Below are 19,352 nucleotides of genomic sequence, written 5' to 3' on the forward strand. Positions count from 1 at the left end.
GTCACAGCAAACTGGATACCTCAATCGCCCAGCGGACGAAGGTTCGTGGCAATGGGGCTCGACGGAACCGCAAACTGATCGAGCGAATCCGGATTCGCAGGATCGTAGGAAAACCCGTCCACCAGATAGGCCTTCAATCCCAAGTCGCTATCGGCAATCCCTTGGGCCACAATCTTGGCGATTTGATAGGCTCCGAAGTTATTATGGTGCGTCCTGTCGCCAGGCGCGAACGCTTGCTCCGCTTTGCCTTCCCCGCGGGACTCCAATGCTTCGTAGAGGAGTCGGCTTGGCTCGTTGAGATCGATAAAGGCAACCCCTAGCTCTTCCGCGACCTGCTTGCAGGCGGCCGCGTATTCGCCAAGGCTGACCAGGGCCCGTCCTTGATCGTCGAAGGCCAAGCGTTCCATTGAGGAGAGGATCACCGGAACCCCGCCCCTTGACTGAGCTCCCAAGACGTGGGCCTTCATCTCCTCCTTGTAGGTGGTGAACGGACCGCCCGTCCCCTGCTTGATCTGCTTCTGGTCGTTGTGACCGAATTGCATGAAAAGGTAGTCGCCTGGCTTCATCACGCTGAGGATCTTGTCGAGACGACGCCGTCCCAACGAATCTCGATAGGTCTCGCCGGACTCGGCATGATTGGCAATAGCCACCTCAGCTTTGAAAAAGGCCGTTATCATTTGCCCCCAACTTGTGTACGGCTCCCTCGACTGGTCGCAAACCGTGGAATCACCGATTAAAAATACCGTCGGAACGTCCACTGGCTCCACCTCGAGCGAACAAACAATCGGCCGCTTACCGGAAAACTCCAAAGTCAAGAGATCGTCCCACGCCCAAGCTTCCTGAGTAACTTCGCGCGGTTCCTTGAGCTTGACTCGTCCGGCTTCGATTTCATCGATCGCCGCGATATTTGGCTGACGCGTGTTCACCACAAACGTTACTTCCTTTGTAGTGCCAGCTTCGATACGAAGCGACTCGACCATCAACCTACGCAACTCCGCCTTCACGGTGACTTCCGAGTCCTTCTCACCAGCCGCCAAGATCAGGCGAACGCGATGGTTCCCTTCCGGAACCGCAACGGAAAAGAAAAAGGATTCTTCACCGCCCACACCATCGGAGAGCAGCGACCCACTCTGTCCGGGCAAAGAAATCGCTTCCGGCTGATATCCAGACTCGAAACCAAATCCTCGCTCCGCATCGAAAGCCATTCCTTCGGTTACCTGAACATAGCCGCGGACATTCGATTCGCTTCCAAAATCAAAACGAATTCCACCCTCGTCTCCTTTCGGCCTTGAGCAGGCAACGAACAGGAATGCCACCGCTCCCAACAACATAAAGTGAATCGTTTTCATATCCTATTGAGTACCTCGGAACTGTCATTAATTGAACTGAAGCCTCAATTCGCTGGCAGGAAGTCCCTCCGTTTTCACGCGCAGAACTGCTTCCCCCGACTGGCTCGGCTTGCTTCGCAAGGCTACCACAGCCTGGCCATAAAACAATGGATGCCGGTCATCGGTAAGCCCATCCATCTGCACCGCATCTCCGTTCGCGACTCCCATGAAGACAGCAGCGCCTTCCACTTCAAACTCAAGCGTATCCATCGCCCAAGGACACAGCGTCCCTTTCTCGTCCACAAGTTGCACGGTAACGTAACAGAGGTCCATTCCATCCGCATTCAGCTGCCTCCGATCAGCTTCTAAAAGAAGCCGTTTCGCTGCTCCCGCCGTCTCGACTCGATCCCTGCCGATTTCTTGCCCGTCCTCGTAAGCAACGACTTCGAGAGTTCCCGCTTCGAAAGGGATGTCGAAAAAGCGGATACGATACGCATCTACGATATCGAAATAGGGATCCGAGGAGACTTCGTCCTGCTCTAAGATCTCAAATTCGCGAACGCTCGCCCAACGTCCACCTGCCACTCCCGCGATCGACAAGCGCCAAAAGCGATAGGTTTCCCCTTCAAGCTTCGCCACGGATAAATTGCCTTGAGCTTCAATCTTGCCTTCAACAGCAGACCACACTTCCCCATCGGCCGAACCTTCCAAAGTAAACTCGTAATCCGCTGCCGTACCCTCCCAGCGGATACGTACCCATTCGGCTTTTCTCCCCTGACCTAGGTCCACCTGCAAGGTTTGCGGCAGAGAACCATCCGAGGCGCACCAGCGCGTATCCGCATTGCCGTCGAAGGCCTTGTCGGAAGTATTGTCCTTGAGCACGTTCCCGCCCGCATCCTGGTATACTTCCGAACTGCTGGCGTAGCTGGGCTTCTGGTAAGCGAGGTTTCCGTTCTGCAACTGGTCTGGATCCACCTTGGATTTCCTCCCCAAGCTGCGACCGTTCAAGAAAAGCTCCGCCTCGTCTCCGCTGGTGTAGACGAATACCGGAACCTTGTCCCCCTCTTCCCAATTCCAGTGCGGCGAAAGGTGCACCGTCGGCTCTGCTTCGTTCCACTGGCTTCGATACAAGTAAAACGTATCTTTCGGCAAACCGGCCAAATCGATGATCCCGAAATAGCTACTGCGAGCTTCCAGCATGAGTTCGGGCGGAGAGTTCGTTCCCCGCAAGGGAGTCGGCTCTCCCAAGTAGTCGAAACCGGTCCATACAAAATCGCCATTCAAGTAACGGTGCTTTCGCATTCGCTCGAACTCATGCTCTGGAATATCTCCCCACGGGGCAGCAGTCATCACATAAGCGCTCAGGTAACCGTCATCTCCAAAGTCGATCTTGGACTGCGGCAATTGCAACTCGTAGTGCCCTCGCGTGCCGAAGGCCGAAGCCGTCTCGCTGTAGATGATCGGTTTATCAGGATAGTTCTTCCTGAAGTTCATGTAGCGCTGGGAGTAATTCCAACCGGACGTATCCAAAGAATCGAACACGCCCCATTCTCGCCTCGCTCCTCCCGCCATGTGACAGCCCATGGTCGTCGGGCGAGTACGATCGTACCTGCGAAAGTAGTCCACCATCTTGGCAACATGCTGGGCCGACTTTCCATCGCGATTCGATAGGATCGCTCCATCTTCGTTCGCCACCGACCAGATCATCACGCTCGGGTGGTTGCGGTCGCGCCGCACGAAGTTACGCACCTCTTTTTCGGCGTGCTCGTTCACGAAGGTCTCCGTATCCACGTCCACCCCACCGGTGCGGTCCCATTTGTCGTAAAGCTCGTTGAAGACGACGATTCCCAGACGATCGCAAAGCTCCAGCACTTCCGGAGCTTCCGGATTATGGGACGTGCGCAAGGCATTCACTCCCATGTCCCGCAGCAGCTCTAGCTTGCGCTCAACCGAACGGGGAAAGAAAGCCGCCCCCAGCATGCCATGGGTGTGGTGCTCGTTCACCCCTTTTAATTCGAGCCTGCGACCGTTGAGATGGAACCCGTCGTCCGCCGTCCATTCAAAAACGCGAAATCCGAACGACGTATCCACCGATTGGATCTCCTCTGCGTCCGACTCCAGCTTAACCCGGGCCGTGTACAAGTGCGGATGCTCGACGTCCCACCGCAGCACGCTTGCGAGCTGGAAGTCAAATTCGACGATTTCCAAGCCCTCCTGCAAACGGACCAATCGTCGATCCGCCGCCACTAGGTCCCCAACCGGATCCAACAAAGCGACATTCGCCCAAACCTCTCTCGTCTCGCCGGATCCGTTGGCGATCTCCACCGCCACCCGAGCGGTCGCGCCCGATTCTTCGATCTTCGGCGTGGTAACCTGAACGCCCCAAATCGGCACGTGCACGTCATCCACAATTCGCATGCTTACCTTACGATAGATTCCAGCTCCGGGGTACCAGCGGGAATGGTGTCCCCTCGTATCGACATGAACTGCCAAAACGTTTTCTCCGCCAAAAATCGCCGCATCCGTAGCATCGATATGAAACGAGTTGTACCCATAAACCCACGACCCCACCTTACGGCCGTTCAGATAGACAGCCGGATTGGCCATCACTCCGTCGAAGAGAAATTGCAGACGCTTGCCCGCGGCCGCCGCCGGCAGCTCGAAACGTTTGCGATACCAAGCTTCGCCCTTCCAAGGCAGCTTTGCGGTATTGGGGTCGCCCTCCGGATCAAAGTCGGAGTGGATCGCCCAATCATGCGGCAAGTCCACCCTCGACCAAGCGCTGTCGTCGAAGCGCGGCGATTCCGCGCCGTCCTTTTCTCCGAGGGAAAAGGTCCAATCGAAGTTGATCGGATCTACGGCAAAATTGCTCTCGGCCCCGCCCGCGCAGCGAACGGCGACCAAGAGAAAAAGAAAGATAGCATAGGGTACTTTCATGAGAAAGGGACCATTATACGGAATCGCCAGCAAAAGGCCCACTTGGGCAAATCTGACAGTTCCAAATAACGGCCTTAAACGCTATCGATCAATCCCCGACGAAGCTATTCACATGCAAGTGCTGCAACCTCGATTCCTCGGCTTTGGCAACGCTGACCTTCTTTAAGTTCACCCGCTCAACCGGAAGCTCTTCTTGTCCTTGAATTTTAGATACATACTTCACGGCCCCCGCTTCGACATTGTCGAGGTAGATGTCGCTGATAGGCGTAAGGCGACGCTCGTAGGTCGGAACCAAGTTCCTCCACTGGTAGAGCACATCCGTCTCGATGCCCAACACCCCATAGCGGAGGTCGCCCGCCACGATATTCCGCATATGTATGTTGCGGACAAAACCGCCCCGACGCTCGTTCGTTTTGATAAACAAGAGGTGCCCCACGTTTTGAATCGATTTGTCCAAGGTACAGTTCTCGATCAAAACGTTCTCCACCCCACCCGACAATTCGCTGCCGATCGCGCAGAGCTGATGGCCGTTCTTGATGAGGCAATTCCTAACCACCACGTTACGGGTCGGCGTATTCAAACGCCAAGCATCCTGGTTGCGCCCCGACTTGATAGCGATGGCGTCATCACCCTGATCGAACACGCAATCCTCGATGAGAATGTTCTGGCTCATCTCCGGATCGACTCCGTCGTTGTTGTGCCCATACGCCTTCACCGTTACTCCGCGTATCAGAATATTTTGACTCAGATAGGGGTGAATGACCCAGAAAGGGCTGTTCTCAATGGAGATGCCTTCAAGACGCACTCCCTTGCATCGATTGAATTGGATGAACTGCGGACGCATATTCGCTTCGCCCAGCGTCATGTCCCGCTCCTCCACCGGCACGCCTTTCGCCGCCATGTGATAGAGTTCCTTGGAGGCCTCCATGTGGGCAGGCGGACGCTTGTACCATTCGCTCCACGTATCCAGATTCGCTAACAGTTTTCCGCTTCCTGCGATCCCTACATTCTCGCACTCGAAAGCGTAGATAAGCGGCGAATAGTTGTAGCACTCCATCCCCTCCCAAGTGGAGCGAACCGCCGGAAGATAGTCGCTCGGGTCCGACGAAAACTCCAGCACCGCTCCTTCCTCGAGGTAGAGGCAGACGTTGCTCTTCAAATGGATCTTGCCCGTCGACCAATGCCCCGCAGGCACTACGACCTTGCCGCCTCCCGCCTCGTGAGCTGCATCGATAGCAGCCGCGATCGCCTTCGAGTCAGCCACTCCATCATCCGGCTTCGCCCCGTGGGCAAGGATGGAAAATTCAGGGCTCTCCGAAAAATCAGGAACCTCGAATTCGGGCATCTCAAAGGGCAAGCTTTCCAAGGAAATAGTCTCCGCCCCCACCGACTCTTCTTGCTTCGCCCTGTCGCTGCAGCCAGCTCCCGTGGCAGCAAAAGCTGAGAGCAGAGCCGCACCCGCAGCAAAAAAGGCGACTCGAGCCCCGAGCGCGTCCGTTTTCTCAATAAAGATCTCTTTTCCAATTCGTTTTCTCATTTCGTAAATTCCTTTCTCAAGGACCGCTCGGTTCGCCGACTATCCGCCTCCGAAGAGAGCGAGCAGATCCTCTCGAGCTGTTTGATCTAAAATGTCGCAAGTTCGCAAATAAATCAGTGCGTTCTTGCGATCCGTCGCCACCCATTGATTGATGATCAAAGCGACCGTGTCACCCCTCAAAGAGGGATCCTGCAAGCCTTCGGCCCAAGTGATGGGCGTTCGCGGGTGGCGCTCAGCGAGATAAGGATGCGTCGCAAGAGCCAGAACCCCTTGTCCAGATCAGGCGTTAGCGGCTGCTGGGCCAACCATTCCGAAGCGGCTCCCGGGGCCGCCTCAACCCAAACCCGAACGCCCTGCTCCAAAGCGATCGTTCGCTCATCGCTTACGGGCAAGTCCATGGCAAATCGGGCGAGCTGTCCGGGATCGCTCTGCGACCAAGCCGCGGAGAAGAAGGCTTCTCTCATGTGGACGGAGCTCTGCTTAAATGCATGAGATAGCGCCAAGGACGGATCGACTGCGGCCAATTCCCGCAAGCGACTTGCGGCCTCCAGAAGCGAGCGTTCGCTGAGAACAAAATCGCCCGCGGACAGCGAAACCGGTCGCTCCGAAGGCATGTTCCTCCCTTGCGGGATAGTCGACGAACCATCAGCGCCCGCTCCCAATTTCCTTTCAGGTTCACGTGCAACTTTTGGCTCCCAAACGTATTCAGCATCAACTGACGCTTCCCTTTCTGCTGCCAAACGGTAGCCAAGCTGAAACGCGAAGAGACTACAAGGCGCACAAACTCCCAAACCTACAAAAAGCTGCTTCTTGGATTGAAACGACATAGTTTACTTCGGCTTGAACTGAAGTTCTGCTGAGGGATCGATAAAAAAGGAGAAGCCCACCTCGCATCTAGCGACGAAAGGTGAACTTCAACGGTATGAGAATACCTACGTATTCTAATTACAGATACAAATGGCCCCAATTTATCGGATCAAAGGCCATCGCCCTGATACTCCAGTTCGACCCAGTCCAAGTAAGGACCTTCGCGATCACCAAAACGGACCGAATGGCCACCTGGATAGAGGAATATCAACAGAGGATCTCCTGCGGTCCGGCTTGCCACATAGTCCTCGATATAGTAGTCGGCTTCTTCCGTATCCCAAGTGTGCTGGCTTGAGGAGGCTCCGTCGATCGACACATAGAGGGAGTCGTCCTGTCCGGCAAATGTCACCGTCTTGACCCCAGCCTTAAGGGCGTAGATGCCCGGGTGCTCCACATTGAAACGAAACTCCGCGTAGTTGGGAGTTGGCGACAACGTACCGCCAGTCTGCACGGCAAATCCGCCGCTCGCGTCCGCTTCCGCCACAACGGTGAAGTTACCAGCCAAGATCGCGTCTTCCGCCTCTTGGCGAAGTTCGCCACCGGTTGGGTAAAACGGTTGGGCCAGGGGAGCTTCGCTCACCAGTTCGACCTCGAAGTAGTCGAGCTCAAGGGGTTCGCGGTGGCCAAAACGGACGTAGTGTCCGCCCTGCTCCCAGAGAATAAGCAAGGGGTCTTGCCTGTCGGAGCGAACATAGTCAGTCGCGAATCCAGAGGAGATCGCCGTCACCCAGCGATGCTGGAACGGATCCGCTCCGTCTATCGACACGTACATCGAGTCGCTGCTGCCATCAGGCGAAGCAACCGAGGATTTGATGCGGTAGTAGCCGCGAACGGGAATATTGAAACGCATTTCCAAGTAGTCCGTTCCGGGCAGGTCATTCGAATCGCTGCCGCTGCTGCTGAGCGACTTCACCGCGTTGGGAACGCCTACCGGACCAGGCAAGCGGCTGTCGTAGTTGGTCACGTAAGCGCCCGCCAAGATTCCGTCTTCCGCCTCCTGGCGCAGTTCGCCACCAGTCGCGTAGTAGACACCCAATTCGAGCACGTCGACGAAGGAAGTGCTGCCGAGATTATCCACCGCGCGCACCTTCACCTGGTAGCCTCCTGCCGGCAATGAAGTCAACGTATGGCTGAACGGCTCCTCCGCATCAACTCCTACCAAGGATCCATCCACGTAAAACTCAACCTGGGCCACCGACCCATCCGGGTCGCTAGCTGTCGCCTCGATGGTAACGTCGGCACCATCGAGCAAGACTGTACCGACCGCCGGAGAGGTGATCTCCACAGTGGGGCGATCATTGTCGAAGGATACATCCATGAGGTAACCGTAAGACTCCGCGACTGATCCGTTACCGCTGTAGGCACGAGCTAAGATCTCGTATTCACCAGGCAATACAAACCAATCGAAGGAGTATGGAGCAATCGTCGCTTCGCCCACCTTCACAAGTGGATCCATGGCGTAATATTCCACGCGTTCGATAGAGCCACTGTCGATCGATGCTGATGCCGTCATCGTCATGGTCTCACCCCAACGCCACTCGATGCTCGGATCAGTTGGAGTCAACAGAGCGACATCCGGTACCGCGCTTGGCGTTCCAACGCCTCGAACGACAATTTCGTCGACGTTCGCTAGGTCGTTTCCAATCGACTCTATAAGGATAGAGTTAGCGTTTCCAGGATTCAGATCTACATCGATATCCATGTACACGTAAGTGGTGAAGCTTCCAGAAGCTACGAAGTTGATAGGCCGCGAAACTCCGTTCACCGTCAAACGCCCCTCCCGAGCGCCTGAACCCAGGGCATATCGAATACTGAGCGTTTTGGTGCCGCCCAAGCCGCCATCAACGGTTGGGAATTCTAGCAGGCCATCGGATCCCGGGAAGTTCATGTAGGCTGTGCCATTGAATCCGGAATTGCTGGATTCGACCACCATCGAAGCTGAGGCCAAAGCGTTTTCAGCGTGATAGGTGTGATCGTTCAAGCTTTGCAAGCCGCGTACCTTGAATTCATCGATCGCAAGGGCGCCTTCGCCAATGGCAGAGAGCAGCAAGGCATTCGACTTGCCCGCATCAACTGGCACCGGCAGATCCAAAACGACGAAGCTTCCTCCGGTGGGAGCAAATTCAACCGGGTAAGAAGCACTATTCACCGAAAGAATAGCGACTCGTGAATCGGAGGATGTATTCGCGTAACGTATACGAACGAGAGCCATAGATCCTGACCCTCCGTCAACTTGCTTCAGCTCAATACGGCCAGCTTCACTCGGGAGCTCCACATAGCCAGTTCCGTTGTATCCACTCAGCGAATTCGCTACGACGGCGTCACCCGACAAACCGACGTCTTCGGCTTGAGAAACCGCCTCATACCCAGCCGGCAACACGTTGACCATAATGGGAGAGGAGGCAGCTGTCGTGCCACGATTGTCAGTTGCAACCGCTTGGAAGGCGCGCGGTCCGGCGGAATCGGGAACCCAATCGAACTCATAGGCTGGACCCGCCGAGGAGTCGAGTAACGCTCCATCCATCAAAAGCTCGACCAGCTCGACCGAGCCAACCCCGTCGTCCGCTTCCACCACAATTGGCGTAGACTCCGCCACGAGAGTGTAGGCCACCTCGTTCGGCTCAACGATCGCCACCAATGGAGGGTTGTTGACAAGAACATGCACCGCGTCGGTGCTTGTCGCGTCCCCGAGGTTATCCGTGGCAGTCGCAACAATCTCATATGCGCCCTCACCCACCTCCTGCCAGATGAAAGCGTAGGGCTCGCTCTCCGCGGAGCCGACCAAGGTACCGTTCACGAAGAACTCAACCTTCTCGACCGAGCCTCCAATATCCTTGGCCAGAGCGGAAAGGTAGAGGTCGATTCCCTCCAAGTTGGAGAAACCATCCTTCGGACTGGTGAGCGTGACAGCTGGGGCTTGATTGCGCACGATGCCAAGGGCCGTTACCTTGTCGAAGTAGATTTCTCCGCCGAGCGACTCAAAAACAAGTTCATTGGTTTCGCCCGGCGCCAACTCAACAGAAAACGCAAACTCCTCCCAGGAGCTCGCCGAGCCAGTCGAAGGCAGCTTCAGGCCATAGCGTACCCCATTTACCCATACCTTGATCGGCTTCACACCGGGCTTCTGCTTGCTGTAGCGAATCAGCAAGGTTTTGGTTCCCCCTTCGAGGCCACCGTCGAAATCAGTGAAACGAACGTCGTGGGACGGGTGGCTCAGTTCAAAATATCCGTCGCCCGTGTATCCACTTTCCGAATTCCCGAACGGAGCGGTGCCCGGCTCCGCTGAGCTCACATCGTAGGCATCATTGAAAGCCACCACGACTGCAACCGGCAAGGACACGCCTTGCTCGCCCGCATCATCGGTCGCTACGGCCCTCAGCTCGAAGGTTCCTCCCTCGGTGGCATCCCATAGAGCGGTGTAAGGCTCGCTGAGGTCCATCCCCCAGAACTTCCCGCTTTCGAAAAACTGCACCGACTCGACGAAGCCATCCGAATCGCTCGCTTCCGCAACCAAAGGCACATCGTCTCCGATCGAAACGACTGTGTTGCTGCTAGGCGCAACTAGAGAAACCTGCGGAAGTTCGTTGCTCTCAGCGTAGTAAAACTCTGGAGACACTGGCGGGATCATGCCGTCACCCAGATAGAATCCTGGATGAGGGGGTTGGTTGTATCCAACATTCTGCCACGCGATCGCCAAGCGGTACTGACGGTCGTGCATCAAGGTTACCATACGGCACTCCGCAGGGATAGTGGTCGTGTAGATACGCAGCTCGGTGCTGTCAGTATTTCGCCAAATCACTTCTTCGCGCCAATCCCCCAAGATGTCGCCGCTCAAGTTCGGCGTGGCCTTTGTGGAATTATTAGAAAGAATTCCCGTGTCGGAAAACAGTGGGTCGGCCTCGCCCGTTTCCCAATTCCACTTGGTAATGGAGACGTTGCTCAAGAGCTCGCGGAGCAGATCGCCATCCCACCAAACGAGGAAGTTCATGGACGGTAAGCTCGAGGTCTCGATCGGCTCTCCCTTGACCGAGTGCATGCCTCCGCGCGAGGCCCAGGTTTCGAAGCCGCGGAAACGCGGATCGATGTCCGCAGCAACGCCGCGGCCAACATCTGAGCCGCTGCCGCTCACACCAAAAATCACTTCACCCGTCGCTGCATCGTGCAACTCCGAACCGTTGGGCCCGTAAGAGCTGGGAGACTCGTGCGGCATCCAAACTTCCAAGCCCGGACGATCCGGGTCCATGTCGGAAAAATGCAAGGCATCTCCATGCCCGATTCCCGTAGTGTAAAGTCCACTACCGTTGTCATCGATCGTCGCAGCTCCGTATACGATCTCATCCTTGCCGTCGCCATCTACGTCGCCAACAGTCAAGCTGTGCGCCCCCTGCCCTCTGTAGGTGTCGGGAGTCCCTTCGTCCAGAGTGTCGAAAACCCAGCGTTTCGTCAGGGCGCCATCCCTCCAGTCATACGCTGCAAGCACTGTGCGAGTGTAGTAGCCACGACACATTACCAAACTGGGACGCTCGCCGTCCAGGTAAGCAACCGCCGCCAAAAACCGGTCCACACGGTTTCCATAACCGTCGCCCCAGAGGGCATCGATTTCGGCGCTCGTAGGAAAAAACGTGCCGGGCACGCGCTGTGGCTCATAGAGAGTAGAAGCCATCTCGAGACCTGAAAGCCCATCGAAAAGCGTGAGAAACTCGGGTCCCTCCAAGATGTATCCACCCGAGTTGCGGCGATCCGCCGCATGGTCGATTGGGGGCATCGCTCCCCCGAACCATTTGTTCGCATCGGCGACGTAGGCTCCGCTCGCATCCATTGACCCTTCCGCAGTTCGGCAAGCCACCTCTGCTTTGCCGTCCCCATCCAAGTCATAAACCATGAACTGCGTGTAATGGGAGCCGGAGCGAATGTTCACCCCCAAGTCGATTCTCCATAGCAACTCCCCTTCCAAGGTGTAGGCATCTAGGAGCGTGTTTCCGGTGTATCCGCTCTGAGCGTTGTCGCGGGCGTTCGAAGGGTACCACTTGACCACCACTTCATAGTCACCATCGCCATCCAAGTCACCGACCGACAGGTCATTGGCCGAATAAGAGTAGTTTACCCCATCCGCCGTAACGCCGTCTGCGGGAACCTGCAGCGGGAGACTTAGATACTGCTGTACCGGAGCATCCGCCTCGATCGTCGCCTTGCGACTAGGAGCCAACTCAACTCCGTCGACGACAGCGCGCACCGAATAGGCATTCGAGGCAGCGAGGTCGGCCGTACTGTCCTTGAAGTCAGTGGTTTGCAGCAGCGGGGTGGAAGTCAGCTTGATGGCGGGCCCGCCGTCGGCCGAACGGTAGACATTGAACGCGGTGCCGGGCGAATCGCTGACCAAAAGCCGCCAACTCAGGTAAACCTGGTTAGCGTTGGCCTTTACCGCGACGAGGCCACGGTCCAGCTTTTCCAGCTGATGGGGCGCCGCATGGGCCTGGTAGGCCAGCGATTGAACGAGAAACAGGCAGCAGAGAGCCGCCTTACACAATAAGGATAGCTTTGGAGGCATAGTTTTTTGGGGTGTCCGTTTGGAGTGGTTTAGAGCTTGGAACGCCAATAGGTCAGCGTTCCTGGCACGCAGCCCATCCCCGATCATGTCACGGAGGGTCGACGAGCTCGGAAAGGCTGGAAACATCAAGCCAGGCTTTTTGTTACTCTTCCATTGTTCTCAAATCTGACAGTCATTTATCGACGATCCCTACTAAGGGAGGGATCGCGTGGAAGGAGACCGCTCGTGCGGGCGCGAAAAAGCCCGACCGCTACCCTACGGCCGGGCTCCATACCCTTAAATCCAGCTAAAAGAGTCACCCCTGACTCACTGGCCGGACTACCTAAAGGGCATCATACTACTCAAAGATAGCTACTTATGACTCCTGTTAGCGGAAACTCGCCCTGCCCTCCCCGAAGCCAACTATCGAGAGTTCGAGACGATTCGAATCGGCAAGGAGACAGAAAACAAGCAGGCACGCTACGGTGAGACACATATTGCTTCTATAGAGCCGAACCTTGGCAATACGTAACTGTTACAGCAAAGTTTTCACCTTCTGACAGTAAAACCAACACCCCCGCCTCCAAGCCTGAAGAGCGCAGTATAACAGTAATCTACAGGTTCTAAGAACCGAGACCTGTTCCGACCAAACTCTCTGAAAATGAGGTTGCCGCCTAGTCTTACTGTCCGAAACGGCAAGGTTTGCTGTAACTCTTTCATCTCAGTGTACATTTACGACACGACCAGTTTTTCCACCCACCGGCGGCTAAGCGCTTCGCCGCCTCAGCTGCCCCCGCTTCGGCCCCGCCCCAAACAACGCTACCGCTTCCGCCATCCCCGGCGAAAACGAGGCCCCAACTCCACCGAGCGCGCGAAAATTTCCAACTACGGATAAACGAAACAAACACGAAAAACCGCACGAAATGAAACAACCCATGAACGTACCCCAAACCGCTCGACGCTGGCTGCTTGCCCTCGCGTTGACCTGCCCCTTCGCAGAGTGGGCAAGCGCGCAAAGCGCCTCGACAAGCGAAGATGACGAGATCTTCGAACTCTCGCCATTCGAGGTTAAGTCCTCCGCGGACGACACCGGATACCGCGCGACAAACACGCTGGCCGGCTCACGCCTGAGCACGAACCTGGCGGACATCGGCGCCTCCATCTCCGTCGTCACTTTGCAGCAGATGGAGGACACCGCCTCCACAGACCTCAACGACATCTTCCGCTACGAGGCCAGTACCGAAGGTTCATCCACCTACACGCCTGGCGTAGGCGTGTTGCGCGGCGACGGTATCGCTGACGTCAATGCAGGCTTCGCCAGCGGAGCCAACGGCATCGCCATGACCAATGCGACGGCAAATACCGTACGCGGTCTCGGATCCCCCTCCGCCTCCATCAACTTCTACCGGGCCATCAATCAGATTCCTCTCGACTCCTACAACGTGCAGTCAGTGGAAATCAGCCGCGGCCCGAACTCCATGCTCTTCGGCACAGGCAGTCCGGCCGGCGTGGTCAACCAAAGCCGCACCACCGCCGCCCTCAACCAGAACCTGCAGGCCCTCAAGCTCAAGTTCGACGATCGCGGTTCCAAGCGGGCGAGCCTTTCATTCAACCGCTCCCTCGTCGATGACAAGCTCGCCGTCGCCGGCGCCATCCTCGTCGACAACAAGGAGTTCGAGCGCAAGCCCTCCTACGACGACACCCGCCGTTTCTACGGATCGGTAACCTTCAAGCCGACGGAAAAAACGAAGTTCAACCTCAACTTCGAAGACTACAGCAACGAGAATCGTCGCCCCAACACCCTCACGCCAGTCGACTACGTAACGCCGTGGATCGAGGAAGGCATGCCCATGTACAACCCCATCACCAAGATGGTCACGTACACCAGCACCGGCGAACAAGTCGGTCCTTTCATTAACCGCACCGGAAGCCCCCTCATCGACGATGTCAGGTCCTACATCATGGGACTGCCTGACTACGACGAAACTAAGTGGAACAGCAGCCAAACCAGCTACAACGGACGTTCCATCGTCGGCTGGACCGCCCTCGCCGAAAACGGCTCCGCCCTGCAGGTACCCAGCATGCGCTGGACCAACAGCCGCCCCACCATGCAAATCGGCGGTGGCGAAACCGTAAACTGGTTCCAAGCTCAGCCCGGCGGTTACCGCACCCAGTTCGGTACGGACGAGAACCCAGCGGCCAACGCTCCTTGGGGCCCCTCCTCCTCCGACATCTACGCCAACGCCGACAACTACCCGGTCTACGAACAGTACTGGAGCTCCTCAGCGGACTACTCCGCTCGCGGCGGCGACATCGCTAGCTGGAAATACTCAGGCGTGACCGATCAGTCCATTTACGATTGGGAGAACCTAAACATCCTGCAGATGAACTACGGCGAAGAGGACGCGAGAACCACCAATCTCGAGTTCGAGCAAAAGCTCAACGACGACCTCTACTTCTCCGCTGGCTGGTTCCGTCAAGACTTCGAGTCCTACTCCAGCTACACCGTGTCGCAGCTGAACGCTACCACCTTCTACGTCGACACCAACTCCCACCTGCCAGACGGTTCGGTCAACCCCTATGCTGGTGGCGTCTACGTCCAGGACCTCGACCCTGACAGCTTCCGCAACGAGCTCGTCAACGACCAGTACCGCGCCATCTTGGCCTACACTCCGGACTTCACCGCGAACGACGGTTGGAGCCGCTGGCTCGGCAAGCACCAGTTCATCGGCTTTCTTTCCGAAGAGAAGGAAACCCAGGACTTCTACCGCCTCCGCTTCAACTACTACGATAGCGGCGAAGCGGATGCTGGCATGATTCGCTACTTGGCAAACCCGAACAACGACGCCGACGGCAACCCGACCGGCTACCGCAATGAAGGAGCTACCACACGTCGCGCCTTCTACCTCAGCCAGCCAAATCTCGACGTATCACAATACGGAGTCGCCAACATGGGCAGCGGCGAGTGGAACTACACTGACTACACCGGCAACATGGACGTCTACAACTGGGAAAACTCCCAGTGGCAGCAGGTTTCTTACTCTGCGTCCTTCAATCCCCACTCCGCCCACACCGGCAGCAAGCAAACCAAGATCTCCACTTGGAACATCGGCGGCACCAGCCACTTCTGGGAAGATCGCATCGTAGCCACCTACGGCATCCGCGAGGACGAAGTTTCCAACCGCGGCACGACATCCGGAACCATCACCGACGAAAACGGAAACGTTCTCTCCGAGTCCCTCACCCGTCCGGAGCTGTACGAAAACGGATTCCTCAACCTCGACGCCATCATGGATCGCTACCGTCCATGGACCACCATCTCGGAGCAGACCAGCACCGCTGGCGTGGTCGTTCGCCCCTTCAAGGGCTGGGACGGCATCGAATCCCGCGCGAATTCCGGAAACCTCTTCTCCGAATTCCTCAACACGGTTGGGTTCACCTTCAACAAGTCGGAGACCTTTAACCCGCCGACTTCGGCTCGCGTCGACCTCTTCGGCAACGCCCTCCCCAAGCCAAGCGGCGAAGGCGAAGACATCGGCATCCAGTTCTCGCTCTTCGAGAACAAGCTCTTCGCCAAGGTCAGCAAGTACGAATCCTCCAACGAAAACGAGCAGATCAGCGGCGGCACGGTATTCTCCCGCTTCACCGGCAACCTCGACCAGAGCACCTTCCGCAACTGGGCCCGCACCATTGCCCTCATCAACTGGGGACAGGACCCAACTAACACCGAAACCTTCGGAGCTAACCTCAGCACCGCGCAAGAGGAACAACTGGAAGCCGACATCGAAGCGATCTGGGGACTCCCCTACGATTACTACAGCGACCTCGGTTCCACTGGAGCGACCCGTTCGGTCTTCGCAGAAGGCACCGAAGTTGAAGTGGTCTACAACCCAACCCGCAACTGGACCCTCAAGTTCACCGGTTCCAAGCAGGAAACGGTTTACTCCAACGTGATGAAGGAATACGGAGCATGGTTCGACCGCCGCTTCCCGGACTGGCAAAATGCATCGGCTGCAGACCACCTGCTTCCAGAGTACCAAGACCTCGCCACCTACACCACCGACGGCGGCACCAACGTAAACCTGACCAACTTCTGGAGCAGCTACGGCTACACCTCGCAAGTGCGCGATACCAATCCCGTAGACCGCACCGTCGAAGCCTACTACAACAGCATCCTCGTTCCCCAGGTTCGTCTCGCTACCGACCTCGAAGGCCAGGTCATCACCAACCAGAGCAAGTACCAGGCAGCCCTCACCACCAACTACAAGTTCACCGACGGCAAGTACAAGGGCTGGTCAGTGGGCGGCAGCATGCGTTGGTTGGACAAAAAGTCCATCGGCTACTACGGCAAGGCCAGCGGAGCCAACGGTCCTGACTATATCGATATTTCGGATACGTCCCGTCCAATCTATACGCCAGCCCAGACCTTCTACGACTTCTGGCTCTCCCATAAGCGTCCTATCTGGGACGGCAAGGCCGACATGAAGGTACAGCTCAACATCGTCAACGCCTTCGAGAGCGGCGGTTTGCAAACCGTCGGAGTCAACTTCGACGGCTCGCCCTACGGCTACCGCATCATCGATCCGCGCAAGTTCGTGCTGAGCTTCGGTTTCGATATGTAGTCGATAAAAAATTACAAAACAACAAAGGTGCCCCACACGCTGGGGCACCTTTTTTTGTTTACGACCAAAAGCAATTTGGACCAGCAGAACTCATAAAAGAACCTGCAGCTTAGCCGAACCTTACCCAGTCAAGGAGATAGCAGCCGCTGTTGCAGCGGCCACACGCATTGCAGCAGCGCCCTACAAGCAAGCGGGCCTTCGGTCGCGTTTGCAAACTCAGCTCAGTCTCCAAAGACCGAGTTTCGCTCTATCAACTCCACCGGCAGGGTTATCGTTCTCTGCTCGGGAGCTTGGCCCTGCATCAAGTCCTCCAAAAGGGAAGCCACCGCGCTCGCCATTTCTTCCAGGGGCTCTGCGATGGTGGTGAGCGGCGGACTCATAAATTTGGATACAACCGCGTTCTCGCCGCCGATAACGGAGATGTCTTCCGGCACCCTCACGCCCATCACGTAGGAAAGCAAGTGCAGCACCTCCATCGCTTGAAAGCTTGACCCCGGCACGTAAAGGGCATCCGCCCCATTACGCACGATACGGGTGACCGCCGCCATCAAGGAGTCCGACTCCTCCATCAACAAACGGTAATCGTCTACCTTCACTCCCGCGCTCTCCATGGCATCCCGATAGCCCCGCAGCCGCTCCGCATGCGGCAAGGAGCGCTTGGAATAGAAAGCGAGTTTGGTTTTGCCGCGAGCGATGAAATGCTCCGCCGCCAGAACTCCCGCCTGGTAATGGTCCGAAACGACCGCATGCTGTTCGGGAGCGCAATCGAACTTGTCCAGATAAACCACCGGCAGCTGTTTTTCGAACTCCTGCAGCAATGGCTGCAATTGAGGGCCGCAGCTCACCGCCACGATCGCGTCGACAAATTGCGTCGACAACTGCTTTTGCGGATCTTCCGGAAAGGACACCGCGAAGCTTTTCTTGCTCAGAGCGTAGGCGAGGTGTGAAATCAACGTCGAGGCGTACCCCTCCATCCGATCGCCGCTCGATGCGTCCGCAACGACCGCGACCTGCTTCAAGCGAGCCGACAACTGTGGCTGCAGGTTCATCTCGCGGGCAGCTTTCAGAATGATGTCGCGCGTTTCAGCCGCGACGTTGGAGCGATTGTTCAAAACCCGACTTACCGTGCCGGAAGAAAACCCCGTCGCATCCGCTAAATCGTATATGGTGGCCTTTTTCCGCCTGCCTCGCCCAACCTGCTCCTCGCCCATCTTCTGTTACCGTTTTTCGCGTTTCTGCCAATGAGTCCCCGCTTCCGAGCCCTCTACCTACCCGCAGCGCAGACCGATTGGCAACTGCCAAGCAACAACAATGGAGCAAAAGGGTTAAAACCCATGGGGAACCCGACCATGGAAGCGCAAAGCGACTGTAACTGTTACAACTTTATTGCTTAACTGTTAAACCAGTTCATCTCCAAGGGAGGGCGAATGGCAGCGCCCGGGCCTAGGCGATGGATGCCCAACGCTCTCTAGGGCTATTCGCCTCACGCTGGCGAAGCGGCGCCCGGTCCACGCGTCCGGGGCGGCTCCTTTCGGCCGATCCTCTTCCCATCACACCGATCGGGGCTATCTCGCAGGTTTCGCGCACTGGTCGTTGGCCTTTCATCAAGGCCGCCAAGGAGCGAGCAGCCTCGTAGCCCATTCGCTCATAGTCGAGAGCCACGCTGCTCAATGCGACATCCGGCAGGCGGCACACCTTGCGATCGTCGCCCACTCCTAAAACGCCTACTTGGCGAGAAAGCTCCAGACCGTTCGACAGGCAGGTGGAAATCACGGTGCTCGCCTTGCGGTCCGTAGGCGCAAGTAGTCCGATAGCTGCGTCGGCGTTCTCCAATTCCTCAACAAGGTCAGAGTAAGCGATCTTGCGGACCGCGGCGCCATGGCGCTGGCAACGCCCTCGCATCCCTTGCCAAAGCTGCTCTTCCACCAAGTCTTCCGAAAACGTCACGAGCCCGAGCTCGCGGAAGCCTTGGGTAACGAGATGTTCAGCCCCTACTTTACCGATTGCCTCGTAGGCCGGCAGCACGCGAGCGGCTCCCAAAAATGTCCCTCGCTTGTGCAGGCTCACAGCCGGAACCCGCGTCTGGCGTATCACCTGCGTCAAAGGAAACCGAGAGGGCGCGTTGCCCGGATCCACGATGAGACCGTGGCCCTTCCAATCCTTCAAGCGCGGCAAGAGCTCCTCGTAGGAGGAGGGAATCTCCAGAATCCAAGCCCGCTCGTCGGCGAAACGCCTGACTCCGGCAACAATTCGCGGTTCCAAGCGATCAAGAGCGAGCAATACACAAGGGGGGGTAGTAGGCGGGCAGTAGAGGTTCATGAGCAAGTGGGGTGAGTGAGTCGTTGCTTGCGAAAGCGGCAGCGGCGCCACCGTAGTGACACTACCCTATCGAAAAAACTGCTCCCCCGCCATACCTGAAATAAGGGAGGGTTCTTAGGCTCGCATTTCTCCCCTAAGCAACGCCTCATGTGAGGCAGAACCACAAGCAGGGCTCCCCCTAATCCGGCGAGCCGCCACCCCACTTAGCCGAACTA

General features: G+C 56.9%; 8 protein-coding genes. 1 reads left to right on the forward strand and 7 read right to left on the reverse strand.

What is annotated here, in order from left to right; genetic code table 11:
- Positions 1–20: 20 nt before the first annotated feature.
- From IEN85_RS02155 to IEN85_RS02175, 5 genes are all read right to left on the reverse strand, one after another.
- The gene (locus tag IEN85_RS02155) at positions 21–1,349 is read right to left on the reverse strand and encodes a rhamnogalacturonan acetylesterase (RefSeq protein WP_191615430.1); all 1,329 of its coding nucleotides are present in this window, start codon (positions 1,347–1,349) and stop codon (positions 21–23) included.
- A gap of 27 nt (positions 1,350–1,376) precedes the next feature.
- Positions 1,377–4,265, reverse strand: coding sequence for a glycoside hydrolase family 2 TIM barrel-domain containing protein (locus IEN85_RS02160; protein ID WP_191615431.1), 2,889 nt, complete (start codon positions 4,263–4,265; stop codon positions 1,377–1,379).
- Positions 4,266–4,353: 88 nt separating this feature from the next.
- Positions 4,354–5,802: a glycoside hydrolase family 28 protein gene (locus tag IEN85_RS02165; RefSeq protein WP_224772408.1), complete on the reverse strand. Its 1,449-nt coding sequence runs from the start codon at positions 5,800–5,802 to the stop codon at positions 4,354–4,356.
- A 176-nt stretch (positions 5,803–5,978) separates the two neighbouring features.
- Entirely contained in the window at positions 5,979–6,416 is a 438-nt protein-coding gene (locus IEN85_RS02170; protein WP_191615432.1) for a hypothetical protein, read from the reverse strand.
- Between the two features lie 362 nt (positions 6,417–6,778).
- Positions 6,779–12,217, reverse strand: coding sequence for a rhamnogalacturonan lyase family protein (locus IEN85_RS02175; RefSeq protein ID WP_191615433.1), 5,439 nt, complete (start codon positions 12,215–12,217; stop codon positions 6,779–6,781).
- A 914-nt stretch (positions 12,218–13,131) separates the two neighbouring features.
- Here IEN85_RS02175 and IEN85_RS02180 point away from each other — a divergent pair.
- Positions 13,132–16,818 carry a TonB-dependent receptor plug domain-containing protein gene (locus tag IEN85_RS02180; RefSeq protein ID WP_191615434.1) on the forward strand — a complete coding sequence of 1,229 codons (3,687 nt, stop codon included), beginning with the start codon at positions 13,132–13,134 and terminating at the stop codon, positions 16,816–16,818.
- Positions 16,819–17,039: 221 nt separating this feature from the next.
- Here the strand turns inward: IEN85_RS02180 and IEN85_RS02185 are convergent, their stop codons facing one another.
- Both IEN85_RS02185 and IEN85_RS02190 read right to left on the reverse strand, forming a co-directional pair.
- The gene (locus tag IEN85_RS02185) at positions 17,040–18,029 is read right to left on the reverse strand and encodes a LacI family DNA-binding transcriptional regulator (protein WP_191615435.1); all 990 of its coding nucleotides are present in this window, start codon (positions 18,027–18,029) and stop codon (positions 17,040–17,042) included.
- Between the two features lie 232 nt (positions 18,030–18,261).
- Complete coding sequence (locus tag IEN85_RS02190) at positions 18,262–19,137, reverse strand: substrate-binding domain-containing protein (RefSeq protein WP_191615436.1); 876 nt, start codon at positions 19,135–19,137, stop codon at positions 18,262–18,264.
- Between the last annotated feature and the right edge of the window lie 215 nt (positions 19,138–19,352).

This window comes from Pelagicoccus enzymogenes (assembly GCF_014803405.1).
Classification (GTDB): Bacteria; Verrucomicrobiota; Verrucomicrobiia; order Opitutales; family Opitutaceae; genus Pelagicoccus; species Pelagicoccus enzymogenes.